This window comes from Streptomyces sp. HP-A2021 (assembly GCF_022807935.1).
GTDB classification, from domain to species: domain Bacteria; phylum Actinomycetota; class Actinomycetes; order Streptomycetales; family Streptomycetaceae; genus Streptomyces; species Streptomyces afghaniensis.
In genome coordinates this window covers 7,315,340-7,341,080 of the sequence record NZ_CP094344.1, presented here as the reverse complement: position 1 = coordinate 7,341,080, position 25,741 = coordinate 7,315,340, and the positions used below count along the sequence as shown (strand labels likewise).

Below are 25,741 nucleotides of genomic sequence, written 5' to 3'. Positions count from 1 at the left end.
GGACTAGTGGGCCGCCGACTCCCAGTCCGGGCCCGCGCCCACCGAGACTCCCAGGGGGACGCGGAGGTGGACGGCGTTCGCCATCTCCCGGCGGACGAGCTCCTCGGCGGCGGCCCGCTCCCCGGGGGCGATCTCCAGCACGATTTCGTCGTGGACCTGGAGCAGCATGCGGGAGGCGAGTCCGGCGTCCTTCAGCGCGCCGTCCACCTTGAGCATGGCGATCTTGACGATGTCGGCCGCCGTGCCCTGGATGGGCGCGTTGAGGGCCATCCGCTCGGCCGCCTCACGGCGCTGGCGGTTGTCGCTGTTGAGATCGGGGAGGTAGCGGCGGCGTCCGAAGAGCGTCGCCGTGTAGCCCGTCGCCCGGGCCTCGTCGACGGCCCGGCGCAGATAGTCCCGTACGCCGCCGAACCGCTCGAAGTAGGCGTCCATCAGGGCGCGGGCCTCCGCCGCCTCGATGTTCAGCTGCTGGGACAGGCCGAAGGCCGAGAGGCCGTAGGCCAGGCCGTAGGACATGGCCTTGATCTTGCGGCGCATCTCGGCGTCCACCGCGGTCGGCTCGACCGAGAAGACCTGGGAGGCGGCCGTGGTGTGCAGGTCCTCGCCGGAGGTGAACGCCTCGATCAGGCCCTCGTCCTCGGAGAGGTGGGCCATGACGCGCAGCTCGATCTGGCTGTAGTCGGCCGTCATCAGGGACTCGAAGCCCTCGCCGACGACGAAGCCGCGGCGGATCGCGCGGCCCTCGTCGGTGCGGACCGGGATGTTCTGGAGGTTCGGGTCCGTCGAGGACAGGCGGCCGGTGGCGGCGACCGTCTGGTTGAACGTGGTGTGGATGCGGCCGTCCGCGGCGATCGTCTTGATCAGGCCCTCGACGGTGACGCGGAGCTTGGCCTGCTCGCGGTGGCGGAGCATGATCACCGGCAGCTCGTTGTCCGTCTGCGCGGCGAGCCAGGCCAGCGCGTCGGCGTCCGTGGTGTAGCCGGTCTTCGTCCGCTTGGTCTTGGGCAGGGCCAGCTCGCCGAAGAGGACCTCCTGGAGCTGCTTGGGCGAGCCCAGGTTGAACTCGTGCCCGGCTGCCGCGTGGGCCTCCTTCACCGCCTGCTGGACGGCGCCGGCGAACATCTGCTCCATGGCCTCCAGGTGGGGCCTGTCGGCCGCGATGCCGTGCCGCTCCATGCGGGCGAGCAGCGCGGACGTGGGCAGCTCCATGTCGCGCAGCAGGTCGGCGGCGCCGACCTCCTCCAGGCGGCTCTCGAAGGCCTCGCCCAGGTCGAGGACGGCGCGGGCCTGGATCATCAGGGCCTCGGCCTCGGCGCCCTCGTCCGCGCCGAAGGCGAGCTGGCCGTCGGCCGCGGCGGCGGGGACCAGCTCGCGGTGCAGGTACTCCAGGGACAGCGCGTCCAGGTCGAAGGAGCGGCGGCCCGGCTTGACCAGGTAGGCGGCGAGCGCGGTGTCCATGGTCACGCCCTCGACGCTCCAGCCGTGCTCGGCGAAGACCCGCATGGCGCCCTTGGCGTTGTGGAAGATCTTGGGCCGCCCGGCGTCGGCGAGCCAGGCCGCGAAGGCCTTCTCGTCGGCCTCGTCCAGCTGGGAGGGGCCGAACCAAGCGGCTGCTCCGCCGGGCGCGGCGAGCGCGACCTCGGCGACCGAGCCCGTGCCGAGCGCCCAGGCGTCGACCGTGGCGATGCCGAGGGGCCCGGTGCCGTGCTCGGTGAGCCAGCCGGTCAGTTCGCCGGTGCCGAGCACCGTGCCGTCCAGCTGCACGCCGTCGGTGCTGATGGGGGTGGTCTCGGCCTCCTCGGCACCGGGGTCGACGGCGAAGAGCCGCTCGCGCAGGGAGGGGTTGCGGATCTCCAGGGTGTCCAGGACCATCGCGACGGCCTTGCGGTCGTACGCGGTCCGCTCCAGCTCGGTGACGCCCTTGGGCAGCTCGACCCGGCGCTCCAGTTCGGTCAGCCGGCGGTTGAGCTTGACCGCTTCCAGGTGGTCGCGGAGGTTCTGCCCGGCCTTGCCCTTGACCTCGTCCACGCGCTCGACGAGCTCCGCGAAGGAGCCGAACTGGTTGATCCACTTCGCGGCGGTCTTCTCGCCGACGCCGGGGATGCCGGGGAGGTTGTCGGAGGGGTCTCCGCGCAGGGCCGCGAAGTCGGGGTACTGCGCGGGCGTCAGCCCGTACTTCTCGAACACCTTCTCGGGGGTGAAGCGGGTCAGCTCGGAGACGCCCTTGGTCGGGTACAGCACGGTCGTGTGCTCGCTGACCAGCTGGAAGGAGTCCCGGTCGCCGGTGACGATCAGCACTTCGAAGCCCTCGGCCTCGGCCTGCGTGGCGAGCGTGGCGATGACGTCGTCGGCCTCGAAGCCGTCGACCGCGAAGCGGGCGGCGCCCATCGCGTCGAGGAGCTCGCAGATCAGCTCGACCTGGCCCTTGAACTCGTCGGGGGTCTTGGAGCGGTTCGCCTTGTACTCCGTGAACTCCTGCGACCGCCAGGTCTTGCGGGAGACGTCGAAGGCGACCGCGAAGTGCGTGGGCGCCTCGTCGCGCAGCGTGTTGGCCAGCATCGACGCGAAGCCGTAGATCGCGTTCGTCGGCTGGCCCGTCGCGGTGGTGAAGTTCTCCGCGGGCAGCGCGAAGAACGCTCGGTAGGCCAGCGAATGCCCGTCCATGAGCATCAGTCGCGGGCGGCTGCCGCCGGAGGTCTGGTCGGTCGTCTTCGATGCTGTCTCTGCCACGCCCCCGATCCTGCCACGCCCCACTGACACTCGGCCCCGGCCCCGACGCCGCGTGTGCCCGGGACGACCGTCGCCCCGGCCCTCCCGACGCGTGCCCCGGAACGGACCCGCCTCCCCGGCCCTCCCGACACGTGCCCCGCGGGGGCGGGCCATCGCCCCGGCCCTCCCCTCACGCGATGTCACCGCAGCGTGCGAGGATCGGAGACGTACCTCACAGTGCAGTCGAAGGGGAGCGTGCGATGGCGACGAAGCCGCCCAAGAGTGATCCGGTTCAGGACGCGCCGCAGGTCGCCGGGCCGCAGCACGCGGCAGCGGGACTCCCCGCGATCGGGCACACGTTGCGAGTCGCCCAGCAGCAGATGGGTGTGAAGCGCACGGCGCTGACGCTGCTGAGCGTGAACCAGAAGAACGGCTTCGACTGCCCGGGCTGTGCCTGGCCGGAGCCGGAGCACCGGCACAAGGCGGAGTTCTGCGAGAACGGCGCGAAGGCCGTCGCCGAGGAGGCCACGCTGCGCAGGGTCACGCCCGAGTTCTTCGCCGCGCACCCGGTCGCCGACCTGGCCGGCCGCAGCGGCTACTGGCTGGGCCAGCAGGGGCGCCTCACCCACCCCGTGTACCTCCCCGAGGGGGGCACGCACTACGAGCCGGTGACCTGGGAGCGCGCCTTCGACATCGTCGCCGAGGAGATCGCCGCCCTCGGCTCCCCGGACGAAGCCGTCTTCTACACCTCCGGCCGCACCAGCAACGAGGCCGCGTTCCTCTACCAGCTGTTCGCCCGCGAGCTCGGCACGAACAACCTGCCCGACTGCTCGAACATGTGCCACGAGTCGTCCGGCTCGGCCCTGTCGGAGACGATCGGCATCGGCAAGGGCAGCGTCCTGCTGGAGGATCTGTACAAGGCCGACCTGATCATCGTCGCCGGCCAGAACCCGGGGACGAACCACCCGCGCATGCTGTCCGCCCTGGAGAAGGCCAAGGCCGGCGGGGCGCGGATCATCAGCGTCAACCCGCTGCCCGAGGCGGGCCTGGAGCGTTTCAAGAACCCGCAGACCCCGCAGGGCATGTTCAAGGGCGCCGCGCTGACCGACCTGTTCCTGCAGATCCGCATCGGCGGCGACCAGGCCCTGTTCCGTCTGCTCAACAAGCTGATCGTCGAGACCGAGGGCGCGGTCGACGAGGCGTTCGTCCGGGAGCACACGCACGGCTACGAGGAGTTCGCCGAGGCCGCCCGCGCCGCCGACTGGGACGAGACGCTCGCGGCGACCGGCCTGACCCGGGAGGACATCGAGAAGGCCCTCCGGATGATCCTCACCTCCGAGCGGACCATCGTCTGCTGGGCCATGGGTCTCACCCAGCACAAGCACTCGGTGCCGACGATCAGGGAAGTGGTCAACTTCCTTCTCCTGCGCGGCAACATCGGCCGCCCGGGCGCGGGCGTGTGCCCGGTGCGCGGCCACTCGAACGTGCAGGGCGACCGCACGATGGGCATCTTCGAGCGCCCCGCCCCGGCGTTCCTGGACGCCCTGGAGAAGGAGTTCGGCTTCGCCCCGCCGCGCGAGCACGGCTACGACGTCGTACGCGCGATCCGCGCGCTGCGCGACGGCGAGGCGAAGGTCTTCTTCGCCATGGGCGGCAACTTCGTCTCCGCGTCCCCGGACACGGAGGTCACCGAGGCGGCCATGCGGCGGGCCCGGCTGACCGTGCACGTGTCGACGAAGCTGAACCGCTCGCACGCGGTCACGGGCGCGCGTGCCCTGATCCTGCCCACCCTCGGCCGCACGGAGCGCGATCTCCAGGGCAGCGGCGAGCAGTTCGTGACGGTCGAGGACTCGATGGGCATGGTGCACGCCTCCCGGGGCCGGCTGGAGCCCGCGAGCCGGCATCTGCTGTCCGAGCCGGCCATCGTCTGCCGCCTGGCCCGCCGGGTGCTGGGCGAGAACAGCGCCACGCCCTGGGAGGAGTTCGAGAAGGACTACGCGACGATCCGGGACCGCATCGCGCGTGTGATCCCCGGCTTCGAGGACTTCAACGCGCGCGTGGCCCGCCCCGGCGGCTTCACACTCCCGCACGCCCCGCGCGACGAGCGCCGCTTCCCCACGGCCACCGGCAAGGCCAACTTCACCGCCGCGCCCGTGGAGTACCCGGAACTGCCCGAGGGCCGCCTGCTGCTCCAGACGCTGCGCTCGCACGACCAGTACAACACCACGGTCTACGGCCTGGACGACCGCTACCGGGGCATCAAGAACGGCCGCCGGGTGGTGCTGGTCAACCCCGAGGACGCGCGGGCCCTGAAGCTGGCGGACGGCGACTACGTCGACCTGGTCAGCGAGTGGAAGGACGGCGTGGAGCGCAGGGCGCCCGGTTTCCGCGTCGTGCACTACCCGACGGCCCGGGGCTGCACCGCCGCGTACTACCCGGAGACCAACGTGCTGGTGCCGCTGGATGCCACGGCGGACACCAGTAACACCCCGGCCAGCAAGTCCGTCCTGGTGCGTCTGGAACAATCGGCGACCGACTGAGCGTTTGCTCAGCCATAGTGGTAACCGCATGATCTGGACGAACGGAGACCGGGCCCCATGGGTGAGCAGCAGCATGTGAAATTCCCGCAAGAGGTCATCGACGAGTACGCCGCACTCGGCGTGGACCTCCTGGCCCTGTTCTCCGCAGGCCACCTCGGGACCCGGATGGGCGTCCAGATCGTCGAGGCGTCGGCGGACCGGGTCGTCGGGACGATGCCGGTCGAGGGCAACACCCAGCCCTACGGACTGCTGCACGGCGGGGCCTCCGCGGTGCTGGCCGAGACACTCGGCTCGGTCGGCTCGATGCTGCACGGCGGCAGCTCCAAGATCGCCGTGGGCGTCGACCTGAACTGCACCCACCACCGCGGGGTGCGCTCCGGCCTCGTCACCGGTGTGGCCACGCCCGTGCACCGGGGGCGCTCGACCGCCACGTACGAAATCGTCATCACGGACGAAAGCGACAAAAGGGTGTGCACGGCCCGGCTGACCTGCCTGCTGCGCGACGTGACCCCGGGCGACGAGCAGCTCATCCGCGCCGCGAGCTGACCGACGTAGGGAAAACCCTGGAGGGGCGGGCGCGCTCTTGTCGCGGCCGCCCCCGCGCGCTTCACTGACGCTCCACCCCCACAGGAGAAGACCCGTCCCACCCGTAGAAGGGTTTCTCTTGACCTCCGTACGTGCCTTCGCCGTCATCGCCGCGGCCGGTGCCACCGTGCTCGCCACCGCGCTGCCGTCCTCCGCCATCAACTCCTACAACGCGACACCCGCCCCCGAACGCACCGAGGTCGGCGCGCTCGTGGCCACCTGGGACAACGACGGCGACCCCGCGACCCCCGACCGGGTCGACTGGGTCTGCTCCGGCACCATGATCGACGCGGACACCTTCCTGACCGCCGCGCACTGCACCTCCGACTGGCCCGACAACGTCCGGTTCTACGTGTCCCTGGACCAGGACGTGCAGTCCGGGCTCGACGCGGCGGCGAAGAAGTACCCGGGCGACCCGGCCGCGCAGGCCGCCGCCGTAGCCGTCCCGGGCACCGCCCACACGCACCCCGGCTATCCGGGGCCCGCCTCCGACACCCACGACATCGCGGTGATCGAACTGCCCGCCGCCAAGGTCAAAGCCCGCTGGAGCTTCACCCCGGCAACCCTGCCCACCGCCAACCAGCTCGGCCGACTCGGCCCGCAGGGGCTGAACGCCACCGACTGGCTCGTCGCCGGCTACGGCACCCAGGAGGCCGTCAACGGCCCAGGCGGCCAGACCCACCCCGGCGGCGGCGTCCGCATGAAGGCACCCGTCACCTTCAACGCCCTCAACGACTCCTGGGCACGGCTGGCGATGACGGCGCCGCAGGGCAACGGAGGCGCCTGCTACGGCGACTCCGGCGGCCCCAACTTCGCCGTCATCGGCGGCAGGAGCATCCTGGCCGCCACCACCATCACCGGCGACACCCCCTGCTACGCGACCAACGTGACGTACCGCCTGGACACCCCCGGCGCCCGCGCCTTCCTCTCGCCGTTCACGAAGCTGCCGTAACCCCGCGCCGACGGCCACCGGCCGCCCGGCACGACCACCGCCCCGCCGCCTCGGGTACCGCCCGAAGCGGCGGGGCACCGCCCTGTACGGGACCCGGCGAACCCGCCAACTCGACCGAGACGGACGGCAGTACGACGTCCTCGGCGCCGACGCGGCCCGCCCGACCGACCGGCGCCCCCGCCCGCCTGAGCCGGCGCGCCCCGGCTCCCCCGGCCCGCCAAGGCCACCGCCCAGCTCCACCTCGCCCTTACCGAACCCTCAACTTCCCCCGCGAAAAACCCGAGACGCCACCGGCGCAATAGCCGTTTCCATTCGCTCGGAACTCCCCTGGACGCGGATGGAGGCCGATGGACGCGGACCATCCCTTTCTCTCTGTAACGCTCCGTAACGCGCGCGCAATACAACACCGCGGTTTCACCCTCGGCCGCGCCCGCCCCCGGGACCTTTCCGATCCGGTCCGCACCGCCCGCGACCCGGCAACCACGGCGACCCCAGCCGCGGCCAACCGGAAGTGCACGTTCTCAGAATGCGGACTTCGGAGAAAGCCCACCAAACCCGCCGAGAGGCCCCTCCGTCGAAGCCGGGCATCCATCACGTCATAACAAGAAAGTCACAAGCCGCCCCACGCCGCTGACCCTGCCTCCACACCGGGCTTAGAGTCACGGCCAGTCACCGCTCCATCGGGAGTTCGGTACCAGCGCGGCACTCACCCCCCGACCAGGGCGGGCCTGCCTGTGAAAGGACTGATCGTGCGACAGCGTTCCTTGGTGATTCTTACCTCCGTTCTTACGACCGGAGCTCTGACTCTCACCGCCTGCGGCTCCCGAGACGACAGCGGTGACAAGAGCGGAGACAGCGGCGCCACCACACTGACCATCGGCGTGGACGCACCCCTGTCCGGTGAGAACTCCACCACCGGCCTCGGCATCCAGTACGGCGCTCAGATCGCCGTCGACGACGCCAACAAGAACAACTGGGTCCCGGGCGTGAAATTCAAGCTCAAGGCCCTGGACGACAAGGCCCAGCCCGCCACCGGCCAGTCCAACGCCACCACCTTCACCGGCGACAAGACCGCCGTCGGCGCCGTCGGCCCGCTGAACTCCGGCGTCGCCCAGACGATGCAGCAGGTCTTCGCCTCGGCCAACATGGTCCAGATCTCCCCCGCGAACACCGCCCCCGAGCTGACCCAGGGCAAGAACTGGCAGACGGACAAGAAGCGTCCGTTCAAGACGTACTTCCGCACCGCCACCACCGACGAACTCCAGGGCAGCTTCGCGGCCGGCTACGCGTACAACGGCCTCAAGAAGAAGAAGGCCTTCGTCGTCGACGACAAGCAGACCTACGGCGCCGGCCTCGCGAAGATCTTCAACGAGCAGTTCAAGAAGTTCGGCGGCAAGGTCGTGGGCACCGACCACGTCAACACCGGCGACAAGGACTTCGGCTCCCTCGTCACCAAGATCAAGAACTCCGGTGCCGACCTGCTCTACTACGGCGGCCAGTACGACGAGTCCGCGCTGATCACCAAGCAGCTCAAGGATGCCGGCGTCAAGATCCCGCTGTTCGGCGGCGACGGCATGTACGCCTCCACCTACATCGAGGCCGCCGGCAAGGCCGCCGAGGGCGACCTCGTCACCGCCATCGGTGTCCCCGCCGACACCCTGCCCGCGGCCAAGCAGTTCATCCAGACGTACAAGGACAAGGGGTACAAGGGCGACTACGGCGCGTACGGCGCCTACGCCTACGACGCCACCACGGCCATCATCAAGGCCGTCAAGGCCGCGGCCGACGCCAACGGCGGCAAGGTGCCCACCGACATCAACGACCTGCGCTCCAAGGTCGTCGACGGAGTCCAGAAGTCCGACTTCGAAGGCCTCACCGGCAAGGTCTCCTTCGACCAGTACGGCGACACCACCAACAAGCAGCTGACGGTGTACCAGGTCGAGAAGGGCGCCTGGAAGGCCGTGGAGACCGGCACCCCCGACGACCTCCAGTAGTTCCGGCCCCCACTAGCCGCACCACGGGCCGCGCGGGAGGAGGACCCCGACCGCGCGGCCCGTTTTCACACCCCCACACAGCACGCGACCACGCACGCATCCAGTGCACACGACCACCAGCGACATGGAGGCCATGCGGTGAACACCCTGCCGCAGCAGCTGGCCAACGGGCTGCTTCTAGGCTCGATGTACGGGCTGATCGCCATCGGCTACACGATGGTGTACGGCATCGTCCAGCTCATCAACTTCGCGCACGGCGAGATCTTCATGACCGGCGCGTTCGGCGCACTCACGGTCTACTTCTACATCCTCCCCGACGGCACCTCGATGGCCCTCGCCGTACCCCTGATGCTTCTCGGCGGTGCCATCGTGGCCATCCTCATCGCCGTCGGAGCGGAACGGTTCGCCTACCGGCCACTGCGCGGAGCACCACGCCTGGCACCCCTCATCACCGCGATCGGCCTCTCCCTGGCCCTCCAGGAAGTCGTCCGCAACTTCTACCCCGGCGCCGACCGCGCCCGCGCCTTCCCGGGCCTCGACACCACCCACGACATCGGCTCCGTCACCATCAAGGACGCCGACATCTTCCTCATCCTCGCCGCCGTCCTCTGCATGGCCGCCCTGGCCCTCTTCGTGCGCCGCAGCCGCACCGGCCGCGCCATGCAGGCCACCGCGCAGGACCCCGACACCGCGCAGCTGATGGGCATCGACACCAACCGCATCATCGTCATCGCCTTCGCCATCGGCGGCTTCTTCGCCGCCGTCGCGGCCGTCGCCTACGGACTCAAGTACGGCAACGTCGACTACCGCATGGGCTTCCTCATGGGCCTCAAGGCGTTCACCGCGGCCGTCCTCGGCGGCATCGGCAACATCTACGGCGCCATGCTCGGCGGCGTCGTCCTCGGCATCGCCGAGACCCTCGCCTCCGCCTACATCGACGAGATCCCCGGCATGTCGCAGCTCGGCGGCCAGAGCTGGGCCAACGTGTGGGCCTTCTGCCTCCTCATCCTCGTGCTCCTGTTCCGGCCCCAGGGCCTGCTCGGCGAGCGCGTCGCGGACAGGGCGTGATCACATGACCGAGACGACCAAGACCCCCGCCCCGGACGCCGTGCCCACCCCGCCCGCACTGCGCGGACTCATACCGCTGCCCGCCGCGGCCGCCCGCGCCCTCCTGCTCGCCGGCGGCATCGCCACCGCGGCCTCCGCGTTCCTCGCCTGGACCTGGACCGCCGAGTTCCCCGGCGACCTCACCATCAACGGCTACCCCGGCGGCCTGCAGTGGCTCACCTTCACCGCCGGCGTCCTCACCGCACTCTTCGCGCTCGCCTCATACGGCATCCGCGGCCTCGGCTGGCTGCTGCCCGCCCGCAACAACGCACCCCTCGTCCTCACCGCCCTCGGCGGCTTCGCCGTCACCTGGTTCACGGTCATCGCCATCAGCGCCGAACTCGGCGGCGTCGTCAACCTCGAACCCGGCGGCTGGATCGCGGCCATCGCCTCCCTCCTGCCCCTCCTCGGCGCCTTCGCCCTCCCCCAGGAGAAGACCGGCACCGACGGCACCAAGGCAGCCCTCAAGGCCTACATCGCCAAACCCGACCGCATCCCCGCACCCCAGGCCACCAGCGGCTGGGTCCAGCGGGCCGTGATCACCGCCGTCACCATCATCGGCCTCGGCGTCTTCACCTACGGCATCGACACCGAGTACGGCGAACTCTTCGTCGGCTACCTCTTTGTCGTCACCTTCGCCATGTGGGCACTGCACACCGCCGGCCTGCTCGACCGCTTCTCCCAACTGATCGCCGCCAACCGCAGCTTCACCCTCGCCATGGGCTTCGCCGCGGCCATCGCCTTCCCCTTCACCCAGACCGACGACCACTACGCCAACATCGGCGTCAACATCCTGATCTTCGGAACGGTCGCCCTCGGCCTGAACATCGTCGTCGGCCTCGCCGGACTCCTCGACCTCGGATACGTCGCCTTCCTCGGCGTCGGCGCCTACACCGCCGCCCTCGTCTCCGGCTCCGAGTTCTCCACCATCTCCGGCGTCCACCTGCCCTTCTGGGCCTCCGCCCTGGCCGGCGCCGCAGCCTCCCTCGTCTTCGGCGTCCTCATCGGCGCCCCGACCCTGCGGCTGCGCGGCGACTACCTCGCCATCGTCACCCTCGGCTTCGGAGAGATCTTCCGCATCGCCGTCAACAACATGGACGGCGACTCCGGACCCGACGTCACCAACGGGCCCAACGGCATCGCCAACATCCCCGACCTGAACCTCCTCGGCTTCAACTTCGGCCAGGCCCACGACATCGGCGGATTCACCCTCGGCCGGTTCGCCAACTACTACCTGCTGATGGTCCTCATCATGGCCATCGTCGTCCTCGTCTACACCCGCGCCGCCGACTCCCGCATCGGCCGCTCCTGGATCGCCATCCGCGAGGACGAGACCGCCGCCACCGCCATGGGCATCAACGGCTTCCGCGTCAAGCTCGTCGCCTTCGCCCTCGGCGCCGCACTCGCCGGCCTCGCCGGCACCGTCAGCGCCCACGTCACCTACAGCGTCGTCCCCACGCCGTACCAGTTCGCCGGCTCCACCCCGCCCAACTCCGCGTTCCTCCTGGCCGCGGTCGTCCTCGGCGGCATGGGCACGGTCGCAGGCCCCCTCCTCGGCGCGGCCCTGCTCTACCTGCTCCCCGAAAAGCTGGTGTTCCTCCAGGACAAGTCGCTCCTCGCCTTCGGAATCGCCCTCATCCTGCTGATGCGCTTCCGCCCCGAAGGCATCATCGCCAACCGCCGGCGCCAGCTCGAATTCCACGAGACCGGCCAACTCGACGTACCCAAACAAACCACGCTGACCGACGAACCGGCCGTCACCAAGGCGGGGGCGTAACCATCATGACTACACAGCCCACACCTGTACTCGAAGCCCGCGGCGTCACCATGCGCTTCGGCGGCCTCACCGCCGTCCGCTCCGTCGACTTCACGGTCAACGCCGGCGAGATCGTCGGACTGATCGGCCCCAACGGCGCCGGCAAGACGACATTCTTCAACTGCCTCACCGGCCTCTACGTCCCGACGGAAGGCACGGTCTCCTACAAGGGCACCGTCCTGCCGCCCAAGCCCCACCTCGTCACGAAGGCCGGCATCGCCCGCACCTTCCAGAACATCCGCCTGTTCGCCAACATGACGGTCCTGGAGAACGTCCTCGTCGGCCGTCACACGCGGACCAAGGAAGGCCTCTGGTCAGCCCTCCTGCGCGGCCCCGGCTTCAAGAAGGCCGAACGCGCCAGCGAGGAACGCGCCATGGAACTCCTCGAGTTCATCGGCCTCGCCCACAAGCGCGACCACCTCGCCCGCAACCTCCCCTACGGCGAACAGCGCAAGCTCGAGATCGCGCGCGCCATGGCCTCCGAGCCCGGCCTGCTGCTCCTCGACGAGCCCACCGCCGGCATGAACCCCCAGGAGACGCGGGCCACCGAGGAACTCGTCTTCGCCATCCGTGACAAGGGCATCGCCGTCCTCCTCATCGAGCACGACATGCGCTTCGTCTTCAACCTCTCCGACCGCGTCGCCGTCCTCGTCCAGGGCGAGAAACTCGTCGAAGGCACCTCCGACGTCGTCCAGGCCGACGAGCGCGTCATCGCCGCCTACCTCGGCGAACCCTTCGAAGGCGACCCCGGAGAGGCCGAAGCCGCGGAGGTCGAAGCAGCCGAGGCCGCGGCCGAAGCCGCCGCCGACGCGCCCAGCACCGCCAGCAGCACCAAGGGAGAAGCCAAGTGACCGCACTCCTCGAGGTCGAGGACCTCCGGGTCTCCTACGGCAAGATCGAAGCCGTCAAAGGCATCTCCTTCAGCGTCGACGCAGGCCAGGTCGTCACCCTCATCGGCACCAACGGCGCCGGCAAGACGACCACCCTGCGCACCCTGTCGGGCCTGCTCAAGCCGACGTCCGGGAAGATCCTCTTCGACGGCAAGCCCCTCAACGGGGTCCCCGCCCACAAGATCGTCGCCCTCGGCCTCGCCCACTCCCCCGAAGGCCGGCACATCTTCCCCCGCCTCACCATCGCCGAGAACCTCCAGCTCGGCGCGTTCCTCCGCAAGGACAAGGAAGGCATCGAGAAGGACATCCAGCGCGCCTACGACCTCTTCCCCATCCTCGGGGAACGCCGCAAGCAGGCCGCCGGAACCCTCTCCGGCGGCGAACAGCAGATGCTCGCCATGGGCCGTGCCCTGATGTCCCGCCCCAAGCTCCTCATGCTCGACGAACCCTCCATGGGCCTCTCCCCGATCATGATGCAGAAGATCATGGCGACGATCTCCGAGCTGAAGTCCCAGGGCACGACCATCCTGCTCGTCGAACAGAACGCCCAGGCGGCGCTCTCTCTCGCCGACCAGGGCCACGTCATGGAGGTCGGCAACGTCGTCCTCTCCGGGACGGGGCAGGACCTGCTGCACGACGAGTCGGTACGCAAGGCGTACCTCGGCGAGGACTGACGTCCGGCCTGAACACGAAGAGGCCCGCCCCCCTGTCGCAGGGTGGCGGGCCTCTCGCTCTGCTCTCTCAGCCCTTGTTGGACTTCTTCTCCTCGGCGTCCTGGATGACCGCCTCCGCGACCTGCTGCATCGACATCCGCCGGTCCATCGACGTCTTCTGAATCCACCGGAACGCGGCAGGCTCCGTCAGCCCGTACTCCGTCTGAAGGATCGACTTGGCCCGGTCCACCAGCTTCCGCGTCTCCAGCCGCAGCGTGAGGTCCGCGACCTCCTTCTCCAGCTCCTTCAGCTCCGTGAAACGCGAAACGGCCATCTCGATCGCCGGCACGACGTCGGTCTTGCTGAACGGCTTCACCAGGTAGGCCATGGCACCGGCGTCCCGGGCCCGCTCCACCAGGTCGCGCTGCGAGAACGCCGTCAGCATCAGCACCGGCGCGATGCTCTCTTCGGCGATCTTCTCGGCCGCGGAGATACCGTCCAGCTTCGGCATCTTCACGTCCAGGATCACCAGGTCAGGCCGGTGCTCACGGGCCAGCTCCACGGCCTGCTCCCCGTCCCCGGCCTCACCGACGACGGTGTACCCCTCCTCCTCCAGCATCTCTTTGAGATCGAGCCGGATCAGGGCCTCGTCCTCGGCGATGACGACCCGCGTCGTCATCGGAGGCACGTGCGACTTGTCGTCTTCAGGCACGTCAACAGGCTGGGGCGACTCGGGGGCGCTCACGTGGGCTCCTTGGTAGGGGCAGGCCGGTACTGCTCCCAAGAGCGTACCTAGCTGCGGTATGGTGGTCAGGCGGAGGGTCGAGGTCAACCTTCGATTCCCGGGCCCCGGTAGCCCAATTGGCAGCAGGCAATGGATTCAAAACCCATACAGTGTCGGTTCGAGTCCGACCCGGGGCACTTTTCCTTCATTTCCAAGGTCACTGTTTACAAGCGGATGTCCACGTTCTCGTGAACATCCGCTTCTTTCTGCGTGTCGTCGTGATCACCACCTCACAGTGGCCTCCATGTACGACATCAGCACACGCAAGCGAGCGCTCGCGCTGGTCGGTCAAGGCCGCAGCCTGAATTCGGTGAGCCGTGAGACAGGCATCTCACGGGCCGCGATCCGCTCCTGGCAGTACCGCCTCGAGCCGCTGCCCCGCTTGGCGCCTCCAGACCCCGGGCCCCCCGCCGATCATTGCGCATACTCCTACTTACTGGGCCTCTATCTGGGCGATGGCTGCATCAGCGGCCACCCTCGCGGCGTCGGTTACTACCTGAGAATCGCGTGCGCGAACTCATGGCCCGGCCTCATCGACGCGTGCGAGAGCGCCATGCGCGCCATCAACCCAACCGGGCGTGCCCACCGCATCCAGGCGGAGGGCTACGTCTCAGTGGTCAGCTACAGCAAGCACTGGCCGTGCCTCTTCCCTCAGCACGGCCCCGGCAAGAAGCACGAGCGACGCATCGCACTCGAACCCTGGCAGCAGGCGATCATCGACGCCCACCCTTGGGAGTTCATTCGCGGCCTCATCCACTCCGACGGCTGCCGGGTCACCAACTGGACCACTCGGCTCGTCGGCGGTGAACGGAAGCGCTACGAATATCCCCGGTACTTCTTCACGAACCACTCGGCCGACATCATCCGGCTCTTCACCACGACCCTCGACCGGGTCGGCGTCGAGTGGAAGCAGGCGAACGCATGCAACATCTCCATCGCCCGCAAAGCCTCCGTAGCCCTCATGGACGCCCACGTAGGCCCCAAGTACTGACGACGCCTACTTCGGGCTGTCGTCCTCGGCGATGTGGTGGACTCGGACCATGTTCGTCGAGCCGGAGACGCCGGGGGGCGAGCCCGCCGTGATGACGACCGTGTCGCCCTTGCCGCAGCGGCCGTAGCGGAGCAGCAGTTCGTCGACCTGGTCGACCATCGCGTCCGTCGAACCGACCTCCGGGCCGAGGAAGGTCTCGACGCCCCAGGTGAGGCTGAGCTGGGAGCGGGTCGCCTGGTCCGGGGTGAAGGCGAGGAGGGGGATCGGGGAGCGGTAGCGGGAGAGGCGGCGGGCCGTGTCGCCGGACTGGGTGAAGGCGACCAGGAAGCGGGCGCCGAGGAAGTCGCCCATTTCCGCCGCCGCTCGGGCTACCGCGCCGCCCTGGGTGCGGGGTTTGTTGCGTTCTGTGAGGGGCGGCAGGCCCTTGGCGAGGATGTCTTCTTCCGCCGCTTCGACGATGCGGGCCATCGTCCTGACCGTTTCGATCGCGTGTTTGCCGACGCTGGTTTCGCCGGAGAGCATGACGGCGTCCGTGCCGTCGATGACCGCGTTGGCGACGTCGGAGGCCTCGGCCCGCGTCGGGCGGGCGTTGTCGATCATGGAGTCGAGCATTTGCGTGGCGACGATGACCGGTTTGGCATTGCGTTTGGCCAGTTTGATCGCGCGCTTCTGGACGATGGGGACCTGTTCCAGTGGCATTTCGACGCCGAGGTCTCCTCGGGCGACCATGATGCCGTCGAACGCGGCGACGATGTCGTCGATGTTCTCGACGGCCTGGGGTTTTTCGACTTTGGCGATGACGGGGAGCCGGCGGCCTTCCTCGTCCATGATGCGGTGGACGTCCTGGATGTCGCGGCCGGTGCGGACGAAGGAGAGGGCGATGACGTCGGCGCCGGTGCGCAGCGCCCAGCGCAGGTCGGCCTCGTCCTTCTTGGAGAGGGCGGGGACGGAGACGGCGACGCCGGGGAGGTTGAGGCCTTTGTGGTCGGAGATGACGCCGCCCTCGACGACGGTGGTGTGGACGCGGGGGCCGTCGACCTCGGTGACTTCGAGGCAGACCTTGCCGTCGTCGACGAGGATGCGTTCGCCGGTGGTGACGTCGTCGGCGAGGCCGGCGTAGGTGGTGCCGCAGATGTCGCGGTCGCCTTCGACGCCTTCTTCGACGGTGATGGTGAAGGTGTCGCCGCGTTCGAGGAGTACGGGGCCTTCGGTGAAGCGGCCGAGTCGGATTTTCGGGCCTTGAAGGTCGGCGAGGACGCCGACGCTGCGGCCGGTCTCGTCGGCGGCCTTTCGTACCCGGTGGTAGCGCTCCTCGTGTTCGGCGTGTTCGCCGTGGCTGAGGTTGAAGCGGGCTACGTCCATTCCGGCGTCGACCAGGGCTTTGATCTGGTCGTACGAGTCGGTGGCGGGCCCCAGTGTGCAGACGATCTTTGCTCGGCGCATGGTCTGAGCCTATGAGTTACCGACTGGTAGAGAATTGGTCGTGAGTGACTACTCAACAGACTTTGCATGAAACGTTATTGACAAGTGTTGAATTGTGCGGCGGGGTGCTCTGATGAGCACCCCAGGGGAATTCGGTCGGGTTTTCGGACGGGTTTTCGGAAATGGGACTGACAGGCTGACGCCCCCTAGAGCTCGGGCGGCACCATCGTGAAGCGGGCGTTGATCTGGGCGTGGACCCGTTGCCGCTGGGGTTCGAGGTCGAGCGGGGCGGCGGGGGCGTTCTCGGCGGCGCTGCCGTAGGCGGCGGAGCGGGCGCGGCCGGGGGCCTGGGGGTAGGCCGGGGGTGCGTTCTCGGCGCCGATGTCGGCGAGTTCGACCAAGGCGGAGAGGGTGGTGCCGAGTGCCTCGGCGTACTCGCGGGCGCGTTGGACGGCTTCGCGTACGGCCTTCTTGCGGGCTTCGCGGTGGGCGGGCGAGTCGGGGCGCAGGGCCCACCAGGGGCCGTCGACGCGGGTGAGTTCCAGGTCGGCGAGGCGGGTGGTGAGTTCGCCGAGGGCGGTGAAGTCGGTGAGTTCGGCGGTGACGTGGACGGTGCCGTGGTAGGTGCGGACGCGTTCGCCGCGGCCGTGCTTGGTGAGTTCGGGGGTGATGGAGAAGGCGCCGGTCTCCAGGCGTTCGACGGCGTCGCCGTAGGACTTGACGAGGTCGAGGACGCCGGCGTTGCGGCGGGTGAGGTCGTCGAGGGCGGAGCGGCGGTCGCGGCCGCGGGCGGCGACGGTGATGCCTATGCGGGCGATCTCGGGGTCGACTTCGAGGCGGGCTTCGCCTCGGACGGCGATGCGGGGGGCGTCGGGTGTGCCGTAGGGGACGGCGGGCTGGGAGGCGTCTGCCGTGGGCGCGGTCATACGTCCCACTCTGTCATGTCTTGGCTGGCCACAGGGGTGGAGTCGGTGGGACGGGTCATCAGATCGCAACCTGCCGGGTCTGTTGCTGGCGGTCGTGTCCGGGTCAGAATCTACGCGCGTTATCTACGCGCGTCGTTCACAGATTCCGCGAGGAGAGCCAGACATGCCGTTGAACCGCCGGAAGTTCCTGGAGAAGTCCGCCGTGACCGGGGCGGGGGTGGCGCTGGCCGGTGCGGTGGGGGCGCCGGGTGCGCAGGCGGCCGAGGCGAAGGGCGGCGCCAAGCGGTACGCGTTCACCGTGCTGGGGACGACGGATCTGCACGGCAACGTCTTCAACTGGGACTACTTCACGGACAAGGAGTTCGACGACAAGGACCACAACGACGTCGGTCTGGCCAAGGTCTCGACCCTGGTGAACCGCGTCCGTGCGGAGAAGGGCCGTCGCAACACGCTGCTGATCGACGCGGGTGACACCATCCAGGGCACGCAGCTGTCGTACTACTACGCGAAGGTCGACCCGATCACGGCCGAGGGCGGCCCGGTGCACCCGATGGCGCAGGCCATGAACGCCATGGGCTACGACGCTGCGGCGCTCGGCAACCACGAGTTCAACTACGGCATCCCGGTGCTGCGGAAGTTCGAGCAGCAGTGCCGTTTCCCGCTGCTGGGCGCGAACGCGCTGGATGCGAAGACGCTGCGGCCGGCGTTCGCGCCGTACAGCATGCACCGGCTGCGCACGCCGTTCGGGCGGGACGTGAAGGTGGCGGTGCTGGGTCTGACGAACCCGGGGATCGCGATCTGGGACAAGGCGAACGTGCAGGGGAAGATGACGTTCCCGGGGCTGGAGGAGCAGGCGGCGAAGTGGGTGCCGAAGCTGCGGTCGATGGGCGCGGACGTCGTCATCGTGTCGGCGCACAGCGGTTCGTCGGGGACGTCGTCCTACGGTGACCAGCTGCCGTATATCGAGAACGCGGCCGGGTTGGTGGCCGAGCAGGTGCCGGGGATCGACGCGATCCTGGTCGGGCACGCGCACACGGAGATCCCCGAGTACTTCGTCACCAACAAGAAGACCGGCAAGCAGGTCGTGCTGTCGGAGCCGCTCAAGTGGGGTCAGCGGCTGACGCTGTTCGACTTCGAGCTGGTGTGGGCCAAGGGCTGCTGGACGGTCGAGAAGGTGGGCGCGCAGGTCCTGAACTCCAACACCGTGGCGGAGGACCCGAAGATCGTCCGGCTGCTGTCGGACGAGCACGAGAAGGTCGTGGCGTACGTCAACCAGGTCATCGGCACGAACGCGGCGGAGATGACGTCGGCCGAGGCGCCGTACAAGGACGTGCCGATCATCGATCTGATCAACCACATCCAGGCGGACACGGTGAAGCAGGCCCTGGCGGGCACGGAGCACGCCGCGCTGCCGGTGCTGTCGCAGGCGGCGTGCTTCTCGCGGTCGGCCCGGATCCCGGCGGGCGAGGTGACCATCCGGGACGTGGCGGGTCTGTACGTCTTCGAGAACACGCTGGAGGCGCGTCTGATGACGGGTGCGCAGATGAAGGCGTACCTGGAGTTCTCGGCGAACTACTACGTGCAGACGGCTCCGGGTGCTCCGGTGGATCCGGCGAAGCTGACGAACGCGAACGGCACGCCGGACTACAACTACGACGTGGTGAGCGGGCTTTCGTACGAGATCGACATCGCGAAGCCGGCCGGTTCGCGGGTGACGAACGTGCGGTTCGAGGGGCAGCCGCTCGCGGACGACGCGAAGTTCGTGTTCGCGGTGAACAACTACCGGGCCAACGGCGGCGGCAACTTCCCGCATGTCGCCGCCGCCCCGGTGCTGTGGTCGAACTCGGAGGAGATCCGCAACACCATGATCGCCTGGGTGAAGGCGAAGGGGTCCATCGATCCGGCCGGGTTCGCGGCGGTGGACTGGAAGCTGACGCGGGACGGGACGCCCGTCTTCTGAGCCGCGTGCTTCGTCACCTTCGGTCGTCGACGAGCGGGGTCAGCGCCGGTGCCTCACGGGGCGGCGGGACCTGCGCGCGCTGGGTGAGGCCGAAGGTGGTGAAGGCGGTGCGGCGCGGGAGCGCGTACGCCTCCCTGCCCGTCAGGGAGTTGAGGATGATCGCGCTGCGCCAGGCGGCGAGGCCGAGGTCCGGGGTGCCGACGCCGTGTGCGTGGGTCCCGGCGTTCTGGACGTACACCGTGCCGGTGACGGACGGGTCGAGGACGAGGCGGTAGTCCTCGTCGATGCGCGGGCGCGCCTGGCTGTCGCGGCGCATGTAGGGGTCGAGGCCGGCCAGGATGCGGTCGAGGGGGCGTTCGCGGTAGCCGGTGGCGAGGACGACGGCGTCGGTGGTGAGGCGGGAGCGGCTGTCCTGCGGGCCGTGCTCCAGGTGCAGTTCCACCTTGGTCGTCGCGACGCGGCCGGCGGTGCGGACCCGGACGCCTGGGGTGAGGACGGCGTCGGGCCAGCCGCCGTGCAGGGTGCGGCGGTACAGCTCGTCGTGGATGGCGGCGATGGTGGCGGCGTCGATGCCCTGGTGCAGCTGCCACTGCCCGGTGACGAGCCGGTCGCGGGCGGGCTCGGGCAGGGCGTGGAAGTAGCGGGTGTGGTCGGGGGTGAAGTGCTCCAGGCCGAGCTTGGAGTACTCCATCGGTGCGAAGGCCTCGGTGCGACCCAGCCAGTGGAGCTTCTCGCGTCCCGCGGGCCTGCCCCGCAGCAGGTCGAGGAAGATCTCGGCGCCGGACTGTCCGATGCCCACGACGGTGACGTGTTCGGCGGCGAGGAGGGCCTCGCGGTGGTGGAGGTAGTCGGCGGCGTGCACGACGGGCACGCCGGGGGCCTCGACGAGGGGCTTGAGGGGGTCGGGGACGTAGGGTTCGGTGCCGATGCCGAGCACGACGTTCCGCGCGTGGGTACGGCCGAGGGCCTCGGCTTCTCCGTCGGCGTCGAGCTGGGTGAAGTCGACCTCGAAGACGTCCTGTTCGGGGTTCCAGCGGACGGCGTCGACCTGGTGGCCGAAGTGCAGCGCCGGGAGGTTCTCGCAGACCCAGCGGCAGTAGGCGTCGTACTCGGTGCGCTGGATGTGGAAGCGCTCGGCGAAGTAGAAGGGGAACAGCCGCTCACGGGACCTGAGGTAGTTGAGGAAGGTCCAGGGGCTGGTGGGGTCGGCGAGGCTCACCAGGTCGGCGAGGAAGGGAACCTGGATGGTCGCGCCTTCGATGAGCAGGCCCGGGTGCCAGCCGAAGGCGGGGCGCTGCTCGTAGAAGGCGGTGTCGAGTTCGCCGAGCGGGTGGGCGAGCGCGGCGAGGGACAGGTTGAACGGGCCGATGCCGATGCCGACCAGGTCGCGGGGGGCGTCGGGGCCGGGGGTCTGTGCGGGGTTCATCGGGGGGTGTGTCCTTCCACGAGTGTCGCTTGCCGCGCTGCCACGAGGTGCAGCAGCGCGGCCAGGTCGGCGGGCCCGGTGTGGGGGTTGAGGAGGGTGGCCTTGAGCCAGAGCCGGCCGTCGAGGCGGGCCCGGCCGAGGACGGCGCGGCCGTCGGTGAGGAGCGCGCGGCGTACGGCGGCGACGGTGTCGTCGGTGGCGCCGGTGGGCCGGAACAGGACCGTGCTGATGGCGGGCCGGGCGTGGAGTTGGAAGCCGGGGTGCTCGTCGACGAGGGCGGCGAACTCCCGGGCGCGGGCGCAGACCTGGTCGACGAGCGCGCCGAGGCCGCTGCGGCCGAGGGTCCTGAGGGTGACGGCGAGTTTGAGGACGTCGGGGCGGCGGGTGGTGCGCAGGGACCGGCCGAGCAGGTCCGGCAGGCCGGCTTCGGTGTCGTCGGCGGCGTTGAGGTAGTCGGCGCGGTGCCGCAGGGCGGTGAGGTCGCGGCGGTCCTTGACGGCCAGGAGGCCGGCGGCGACCGGCTGCCAGCCGAGTTTGTGCAGGTCGAGGGTGACGGTGTCGGCGGTGTCGAGCCCGGCGAGCCGGGTGCGGTGGCGGTCGCTGAAGAGGAGGCCTCCGCCGTAGGCGGCGTCGATGTGCAGCCGGGCGCCGTGGGCCGCGCAGCGGGCGGCGATCTCGGGCAGGGGGTCGATGAGTCCGGCGTCGGTGGTGCCGGCGGTGGCGGCGACGAGCAGCGGGCCGGGCAGGTGGGAGAGGACCTCGTCGAGCGCGGCGGGGTGGAGCGTGCCGGCCGGGGCGGGTACGACGACGGGGTCGGGCAGTCCGAGCAGCCAGGCGGCCCGCGCCAGCGAGTGATGGGCGTTCGCCCCGCACACCAGCCGCACGGACCCGCCGTGGGTCTCCCGTGCGAGGAGGAGGGCGAGCTGGTTGGACTCGGTGCCGCCGGTGGTGATCAGGGAGTCGGGGGCGGTGCCCGGGTTGTGCCGGGGCCCGTAGATCTCCCTGGCCAGTGCCGCCGCCACCAGCAGTTCCAGTTCCGAAGCCGCCGGGGCCTGGTCCCAGGAGTCGAGGGAGGGGTTGAGGGCGGAGGCGGCGAGGTCGGCCGCTGTGGCGATGGCCAGGGGCGGGCAGTGGAGGTGGGCGGCGCACAGGGGGTGGGCCGGGTCGGCGGCGCCTTCGGCGAACGCGTGGACCAGGGTGCGCGGGGCGTGCGGGTCGCCGTGGTCGGGGAGCACGTCCCCGACTGCCTCCCGCATCCGTGCCGCGACCGCCTCCGGCCCGCCCGTCGGCAGCGGTCCGCCGCGTGCCCGGGTGCCCTCGTCCAGTGCCTGGAGCACGGTGTCGAGCAACGGCCGCAGGGCGCGCGGGCCCTCGGGGCCTGAGGCGAGGGGTGGCGTGCTCATGGGCGTTCCTCCGGGGAGCGGGGGCTACACGCCCGGAAAGCCCAACGACCGGACCCGGATGGAGGTACCTCCGTACGGGAAAACCGGATGGAGGCACCTCTCCCGTCTCAGGCCTTGAATTCGTCCACGTGGTCCTCGGCCCAGACCGCGAAGGGGCGGGCGGGCCGGCCGGTGATCTCCCCTACCGTGCCGGTGATTTCCGGCGGTGTACCGACCGTGGCGGCGAAGCTGTCCATCAGGGCCCGGAGCATGTCCGGCGGGACGTGCGGGAACAGTCCGGGGCCCGCCTGGTCCGGTGGGATCTCGGTGAAGCGCAGCTCGCGGCCGAGGGCCCGGCCGATCGCCGCGACCTGCCCGGCGTTGGTGATCGCCTCGGGCCCGGTGAGGCGGTGGGCCGCGCCCTCGTGGCCGTCGTCGAGGAGGGCGCGTTCGGCGACGGCGGCGATGTCGTCCTCGTGGATCGGGGCGGCCTGGCCGTCGGCGAAGACGCCTCGGACGGTGTCGCCGGTGCGGATCTGCGGGGCCCACTGGAAGGCGTTGGCGGCGAACGCGTTGGGGCGCAGGAAGGTCCACTCCAGGCCGCTGTCGCGGACCTGCTGCTCGGCGGTGGCGTGCATGACGTGGATGGGGTGGGTCTCGTCGGCGCCCGAGCCGATGATTCCGGAGGACAGCAGGACCACGTGACGCACTCCGGCGGCACGGGCCGCCGCCAGGAGGCCGGCCGTGCGGTCGCCGCCCGCCTGGACGTACAGGAAGAGCTTGGTCGCGCCCTCGAACTGGGCGGCCGGCTCGTCGAGGCTGAGTCGTACCGCCTCGGTGCCCGCGGGCAGGCGGGCGCGTTGCGGGTCGCGGGTGAGCGCCCGCACGGGCCGTCCGGCGGCGACGAGGCGTTCGACCAGGGCACGGCCGACGTTTCCGGTGGGTCCGGTCACTACGATCACGAAGGGCTCCTCGGGCTCGGTCGTCGTTGTCCGCCCGAGGCTATGAAGGCCGGCCGGCCCGCCGCATCGTCGAAAGGGACCAGCCGGCCCGCCCGCGCCCTACGTCGCCGGTCCTAGACCTCCTTGCCCTGGCGGACCCGCAACGCCCGTGCCAGGTCGTCGAGTTGGTCGACGAGCTTGCGGCGCAGCGCCGGGATCGGTGCGGCGTCCCGCAGGCATTCCTCGCCGAGGCGGAGGTTCGCGGGGTCGACGGTGTCGGCGGGGAAGGCCCAGCGGCCGGCGGCTTCGGCGATGGCCGGGCCGCGTCGGTCGGCCAGGTCGACCGCGTCGGTGTAGTAGCGCGGCACGTACGCGCGTACCAGGTCGGCCTGTTCGGGCTGCCAGAAGCCCTGGGCGGTGGCGGTGAACAGGTAGTTGGACAGGCCGTCGGAGCCGAACATGGACTCCCAGGCGCGGGCCTTGGCCTCCGGGTCGGGCAGGGCGGCCCGGCAGCGGGCGGCGCCCTCCAGGCCGGTGGCGCTCGGGTCGCGTTCCAGTTCGGCGGCGACGGCGGCCTCGTCGACGGCGCCGAGGACGGCGAGCCGGCCCAGGACGCGCCAGCGCAGCTCGGGGTCGAGTTCCGGGCCGCCGGGCACGGTGCCGTCGGCGAGCCAGGCGGCGATGGTGTCCGGGTGGGCGGTGACGTCGATGCGGTGGCGTACGGCGATCAGGCGCAGGCCGGGGTTGTCGCCGTCCTCGGTGCGGCGGATGAGGTCGCGGCACAGCTCGGAGAGCGTGGCGAGCGCGGCGGGCCGCTCCTCGGGGGTGACGTAGCGGTCGGTGATGTACGTGGACGCGAAGGCGAGCACGCCCTGGACGATCGCGAGGTCGGTCTCCAGCGGGAGATGGGCCCGGGCGGTCTCCAGGTAGGCGGCGGGCGCCAGTTCGCCGTCGCGGACGGCGTCGCGCAGGGCGTTCCAGACGACCGCGCGGGTGAGCGGTTCGGGCAGGCCGGACAGGTCCTTGCGGATGGTCTCGAAGGATTCGGGGTCGAAGCGGACCTTGGCGTAGCTGAGGTCGCCGTCGTTGAGGAGGAGCAGCGCGGGGCGCTTGCCGATGGGGCGGGCGTCGGTGTGCGGAAGGTCCAGGTGGAGGCGTTCGCGCAGGACGAGCTGCCTGCCGTCGTCGCCGAGGTCCCGGTCGTACAGGCCGGCGACGATGCGGTGGGGGCGGCTGCCGGTGCGGTCGACGGTGAGGGCGCAGGTGCCGTTCTCGCCGGGGGTGACGCGGGGGGTGAGGGTGTCGACGCCGGTGGTGCGCAGCCAGGCGTCGGCCCAGGCGTGGACGTCGCGTTCGGTGGCGCCGGCGAGGGAGTCGATGAAGTCGGCGAGGGTGGCGTTGCCGAACTTGTGGCGGGCGAAGTGGGTGTTGATACCGGCCAGGAAGTCCTTCTCGCCGAGCCAGGTGACCAGCTGCCGCAGCGCGGAGGCGCCCTTGGCGTAGGAGATGCCGTCGAAGTTGAGCAGCGCGGAGGCGGTGTCGTCGACGGCCTCGGGGGCGACGGGGTGGGTGGAGGGGCGCTGGTCGGCGTCGTAGCCCCAGGCCTTGCGGTTGACGCCGAAGTCGGTCCACGTGTCCGTGAAACGGGTGGCCTCGGTGAGGGTCTGGTAGCCCATGTACTCGGCGAAGGACTCGTTCAGCCAGATGTCGTCCCACCACTTGAGGGTGACGAGGTCGCCGAACCACATGTGGGCCATCTCGTGGGCGACGACCATGGCGCGGGTCTGCCGCTCGGTGTCGGTGACGGCGGAGCGGTAGACGAATTCGTCGCGGAAGGTGACCAGTCCGGGGTTCTCCATGGCGCCCGCGTTGAACTCGGGGACGAAGGCCTGGTCGTAGGAGTCGAAGGGGTAGGGCTCGTCGAACTTTTCGTGGTAGCGGTCGAAGCACGCGCGCGTGACGTCGAGGAGTTCGTCGGCGTCGGTGTCCAGGTAGGGAGCCAGCGAGCGGCGGCAGTGCAGGCCGAAGGGCAGGCCGCGGTGCTCGGTGCGCACGGAGTGCCAGGGGCCGGCGGCGACGGCGACGAGGTAGGTGGAGATCAGCGGGGTGGCGGCGGCCTTCCAGAGGCCGTCGCCGGTGTGCTCGGTGATGCCGTTGGCGAGGACGGTCCAGTCCTGCGGGGCGCGCACCGACAGCTCGAAGACGGCCTTGAGGTCGGGCTGGTCGAAGGCGGCGAAGACGCGCTGGACGTCCTCCATGAACAGCTGGGTGTAGACGTAGGTCTCGCCGTCGGTGGGGTCGGTGAAGCGGTGCATGCCCTCGCCGGTGCGGGAGTAGCGCATCTGCGCGTGCACGCGCAGTTCGTGTTCTCCGACGGTGAGGTTCTTCAGGGGCAGCCGGTTGCCGTCGAGGGCTTCCGGGTCCAGGGGTTGTCCGTCGAGGGTGACGGAGTGCAGCTCGGCGGGCCTGACCTCGACGAAGGTGTCCCCGTCCGCGCGGGCGCTGAACCTGATCAGGGTGCGGGAGTCGAAGGTCTCGTCCCCGGTGGTCAGGTCGAGTTCGATCGTGTAGCGGTGGACGTCGAGGAGCCCTGCTCGGGTCTGCGCTTCGTCGCGCGTCAGTACGGACATGCAGGACATGCTGCCTGATGGCACTGGCATGGC

Annotated in this window: 18 protein-coding genes and 1 tRNA gene; 11 read left to right on the top strand and 8 right to left on the bottom strand. The window is 70.1% G+C overall.

The features are described 5' to 3' along the window. Positions 1 to 3: 3 nt before the first annotated feature. Positions 4 to 2,730: a DNA polymerase I gene (gene polA, locus MQE23_RS33125; protein WP_243381023.1), complete on the bottom strand. Its 2,727-nt coding sequence runs from the start codon at positions 2,728 to 2,730 to the stop codon at positions 4 to 6. Positions 2,731 to 2,969: 239 nt separating this feature from the next. On the opposite strand from polA, the gene MQE23_RS33120 reads away from it, so the two are divergent. The 8 genes from MQE23_RS33120 (at position 2,970) to MQE23_RS33085 (ending at position 13,267) form a co-directional block, all read left to right on the top strand. Further along, positions 2,970 to 5,249: an FdhF/YdeP family oxidoreductase gene (locus tag MQE23_RS33120; protein WP_243381022.1), complete on the top strand. Its 2,280-nt coding sequence runs from the start codon at positions 2,970 to 2,972 to the stop codon at positions 5,247 to 5,249. A gap of 57 nt (positions 5,250 to 5,306) precedes the next feature. Then, a complete protein-coding gene (locus tag MQE23_RS33115) occupies positions 5,307 to 5,795 on the top strand; it encodes a hotdog fold thioesterase (RefSeq protein WP_020271544.1) in 489 nt (162 codons plus the stop codon). 118 nt (positions 5,796 to 5,913) lie between these two features. Further along, on the top strand, positions 5,914 to 6,786 hold the full coding sequence (locus tag MQE23_RS33110; protein ID WP_243381021.1) for a trypsin-like serine protease: 873 nt from the start codon (positions 5,914 to 5,916) through the stop codon (positions 6,784 to 6,786). Between the two features lie 764 nt (positions 6,787 to 7,550). Further along, positions 7,551 to 8,780 (top strand): branched-chain amino acid ABC transporter substrate-binding protein, encoded by a 1,230-nt coding sequence (locus MQE23_RS33105; protein WP_037668155.1) that lies wholly within the window; start codon positions 7,551 to 7,553, stop codon positions 8,778 to 8,780. A 138-nt stretch (positions 8,781 to 8,918) separates the two neighbouring features. Next, a complete protein-coding gene (locus MQE23_RS33100; protein WP_020271541.1) occupies positions 8,919 to 9,848 on the top strand; it encodes a branched-chain amino acid ABC transporter permease in 930 nt (309 codons plus the stop codon). 4 nt (positions 9,849 to 9,852) lie between these two features. Continuing rightward, positions 9,853 to 11,664 carry a branched-chain amino acid ABC transporter permease gene (locus MQE23_RS33095; RefSeq protein ID WP_243381020.1) on the top strand — a complete coding sequence of 604 codons (1,812 nt, stop codon included), beginning with the start codon at positions 9,853 to 9,855 and terminating at the stop codon, positions 11,662 to 11,664. A 5-nt stretch (positions 11,665 to 11,669) separates the two neighbouring features. Further along, positions 11,670 to 12,554, top strand: coding sequence for an ABC transporter ATP-binding protein (locus MQE23_RS33090; RefSeq protein ID WP_243381019.1), 885 nt, complete (start codon positions 11,670 to 11,672; stop codon positions 12,552 to 12,554). Further along, on the top strand, positions 12,551 to 13,267 hold the full coding sequence (locus MQE23_RS33085; RefSeq protein WP_243381018.1) for an ABC transporter ATP-binding protein: 717 nt from the start codon (positions 12,551 to 12,553) through the stop codon (positions 13,265 to 13,267). Before MQE23_RS33090 ends, MQE23_RS33085 begins: the two co-directional genes overlap by 4 nt. A gap of 67 nt (positions 13,268 to 13,334) precedes the next feature. On the opposite strand, the gene MQE23_RS33080 is transcribed toward MQE23_RS33085, so the two are convergent. Then, positions 13,335 to 13,991 (bottom strand): response regulator, encoded by a 657-nt coding sequence (locus MQE23_RS33080; RefSeq protein ID WP_037668151.1) that lies wholly within the window; start codon positions 13,989 to 13,991, stop codon positions 13,335 to 13,337. Positions 13,992 to 14,092: 101 nt separating this feature from the next. On the opposite strand from MQE23_RS33080, the gene MQE23_RS33075 reads away from it, so the two are divergent. Both MQE23_RS33075 and MQE23_RS33070 read left to right on the top strand, forming a co-directional pair. Next, a tRNA-Leu gene (locus tag MQE23_RS33075) sits at positions 14,093 to 14,167 on the top strand. Positions 14,168 to 14,274: 107 nt separating this feature from the next. Further along, a complete protein-coding gene (locus tag MQE23_RS33070; protein WP_037668163.1) occupies positions 14,275 to 15,021 on the top strand; it encodes a hypothetical protein in 747 nt (248 codons plus the stop codon). 6 nt (positions 15,022 to 15,027) lie between these two features. Here the strand turns inward: MQE23_RS33070 and pyk are convergent, their stop codons facing one another. Both pyk and MQE23_RS33060 read right to left on the bottom strand, forming a co-directional pair. Then, complete coding sequence (gene pyk, locus MQE23_RS33065) at positions 15,028 to 16,464, bottom strand: pyruvate kinase (protein WP_020271535.1); 1,437 nt, start codon at positions 16,462 to 16,464, stop codon at positions 15,028 to 15,030. Positions 16,465 to 16,649: 185 nt separating this feature from the next. Next, positions 16,650 to 17,369, bottom strand: coding sequence for an SIMPL domain-containing protein (locus tag MQE23_RS33060; protein ID WP_020271534.1), 720 nt, complete (start codon positions 17,367 to 17,369; stop codon positions 16,650 to 16,652). 163 nt (positions 17,370 to 17,532) lie between these two features. Here MQE23_RS33060 and MQE23_RS33055 point away from each other — a divergent pair, with 163 nt between their 5' ends. After that, positions 17,533 to 19,329: a 5'-nucleotidase C-terminal domain-containing protein gene (locus MQE23_RS33055; RefSeq protein WP_243381017.1), complete on the top strand. Its 1,797-nt coding sequence runs from the start codon at positions 17,533 to 17,535 to the stop codon at positions 19,327 to 19,329. Positions 19,330 to 19,342: 13 nt separating this feature from the next. Here MQE23_RS33055 and MQE23_RS33050 read toward each other — a convergent pair whose 3' ends face one another. The 4 genes from MQE23_RS33050 to pepN all read right to left on the bottom strand — a co-directional run bounded on the left by MQE23_RS33050 (position 19,343) and on the right by pepN (position 25,708). Further along, positions 19,343 to 20,755, bottom strand: coding sequence for a SidA/IucD/PvdA family monooxygenase (locus MQE23_RS33050; protein WP_020271532.1), 1,413 nt, complete (start codon positions 20,753 to 20,755; stop codon positions 19,343 to 19,345). Beyond that, entirely contained in the window at positions 20,752 to 22,158 is a 1,407-nt protein-coding gene (locus tag MQE23_RS33045; RefSeq protein WP_243381016.1) for an aminotransferase class V-fold PLP-dependent enzyme, read from the bottom strand. Before MQE23_RS33045 ends, MQE23_RS33050 begins: the two co-directional genes overlap by 4 nt. Positions 22,159 to 22,265: 107 nt before the next feature. Further along, positions 22,266 to 23,099: an NAD(P)H-binding protein gene (locus MQE23_RS33040; RefSeq protein WP_243381015.1), complete on the bottom strand. Its 834-nt coding sequence runs from the start codon at positions 23,097 to 23,099 to the stop codon at positions 22,266 to 22,268. A gap of 113 nt (positions 23,100 to 23,212) precedes the next feature. Further along, positions 23,213 to 25,708, bottom strand: coding sequence for an aminopeptidase N (gene pepN, locus MQE23_RS33035; protein ID WP_037668162.1), 2,496 nt, complete (start codon positions 25,706 to 25,708; stop codon positions 23,213 to 23,215). Positions 25,709 to 25,741: the final 33 nt, after the last annotated feature.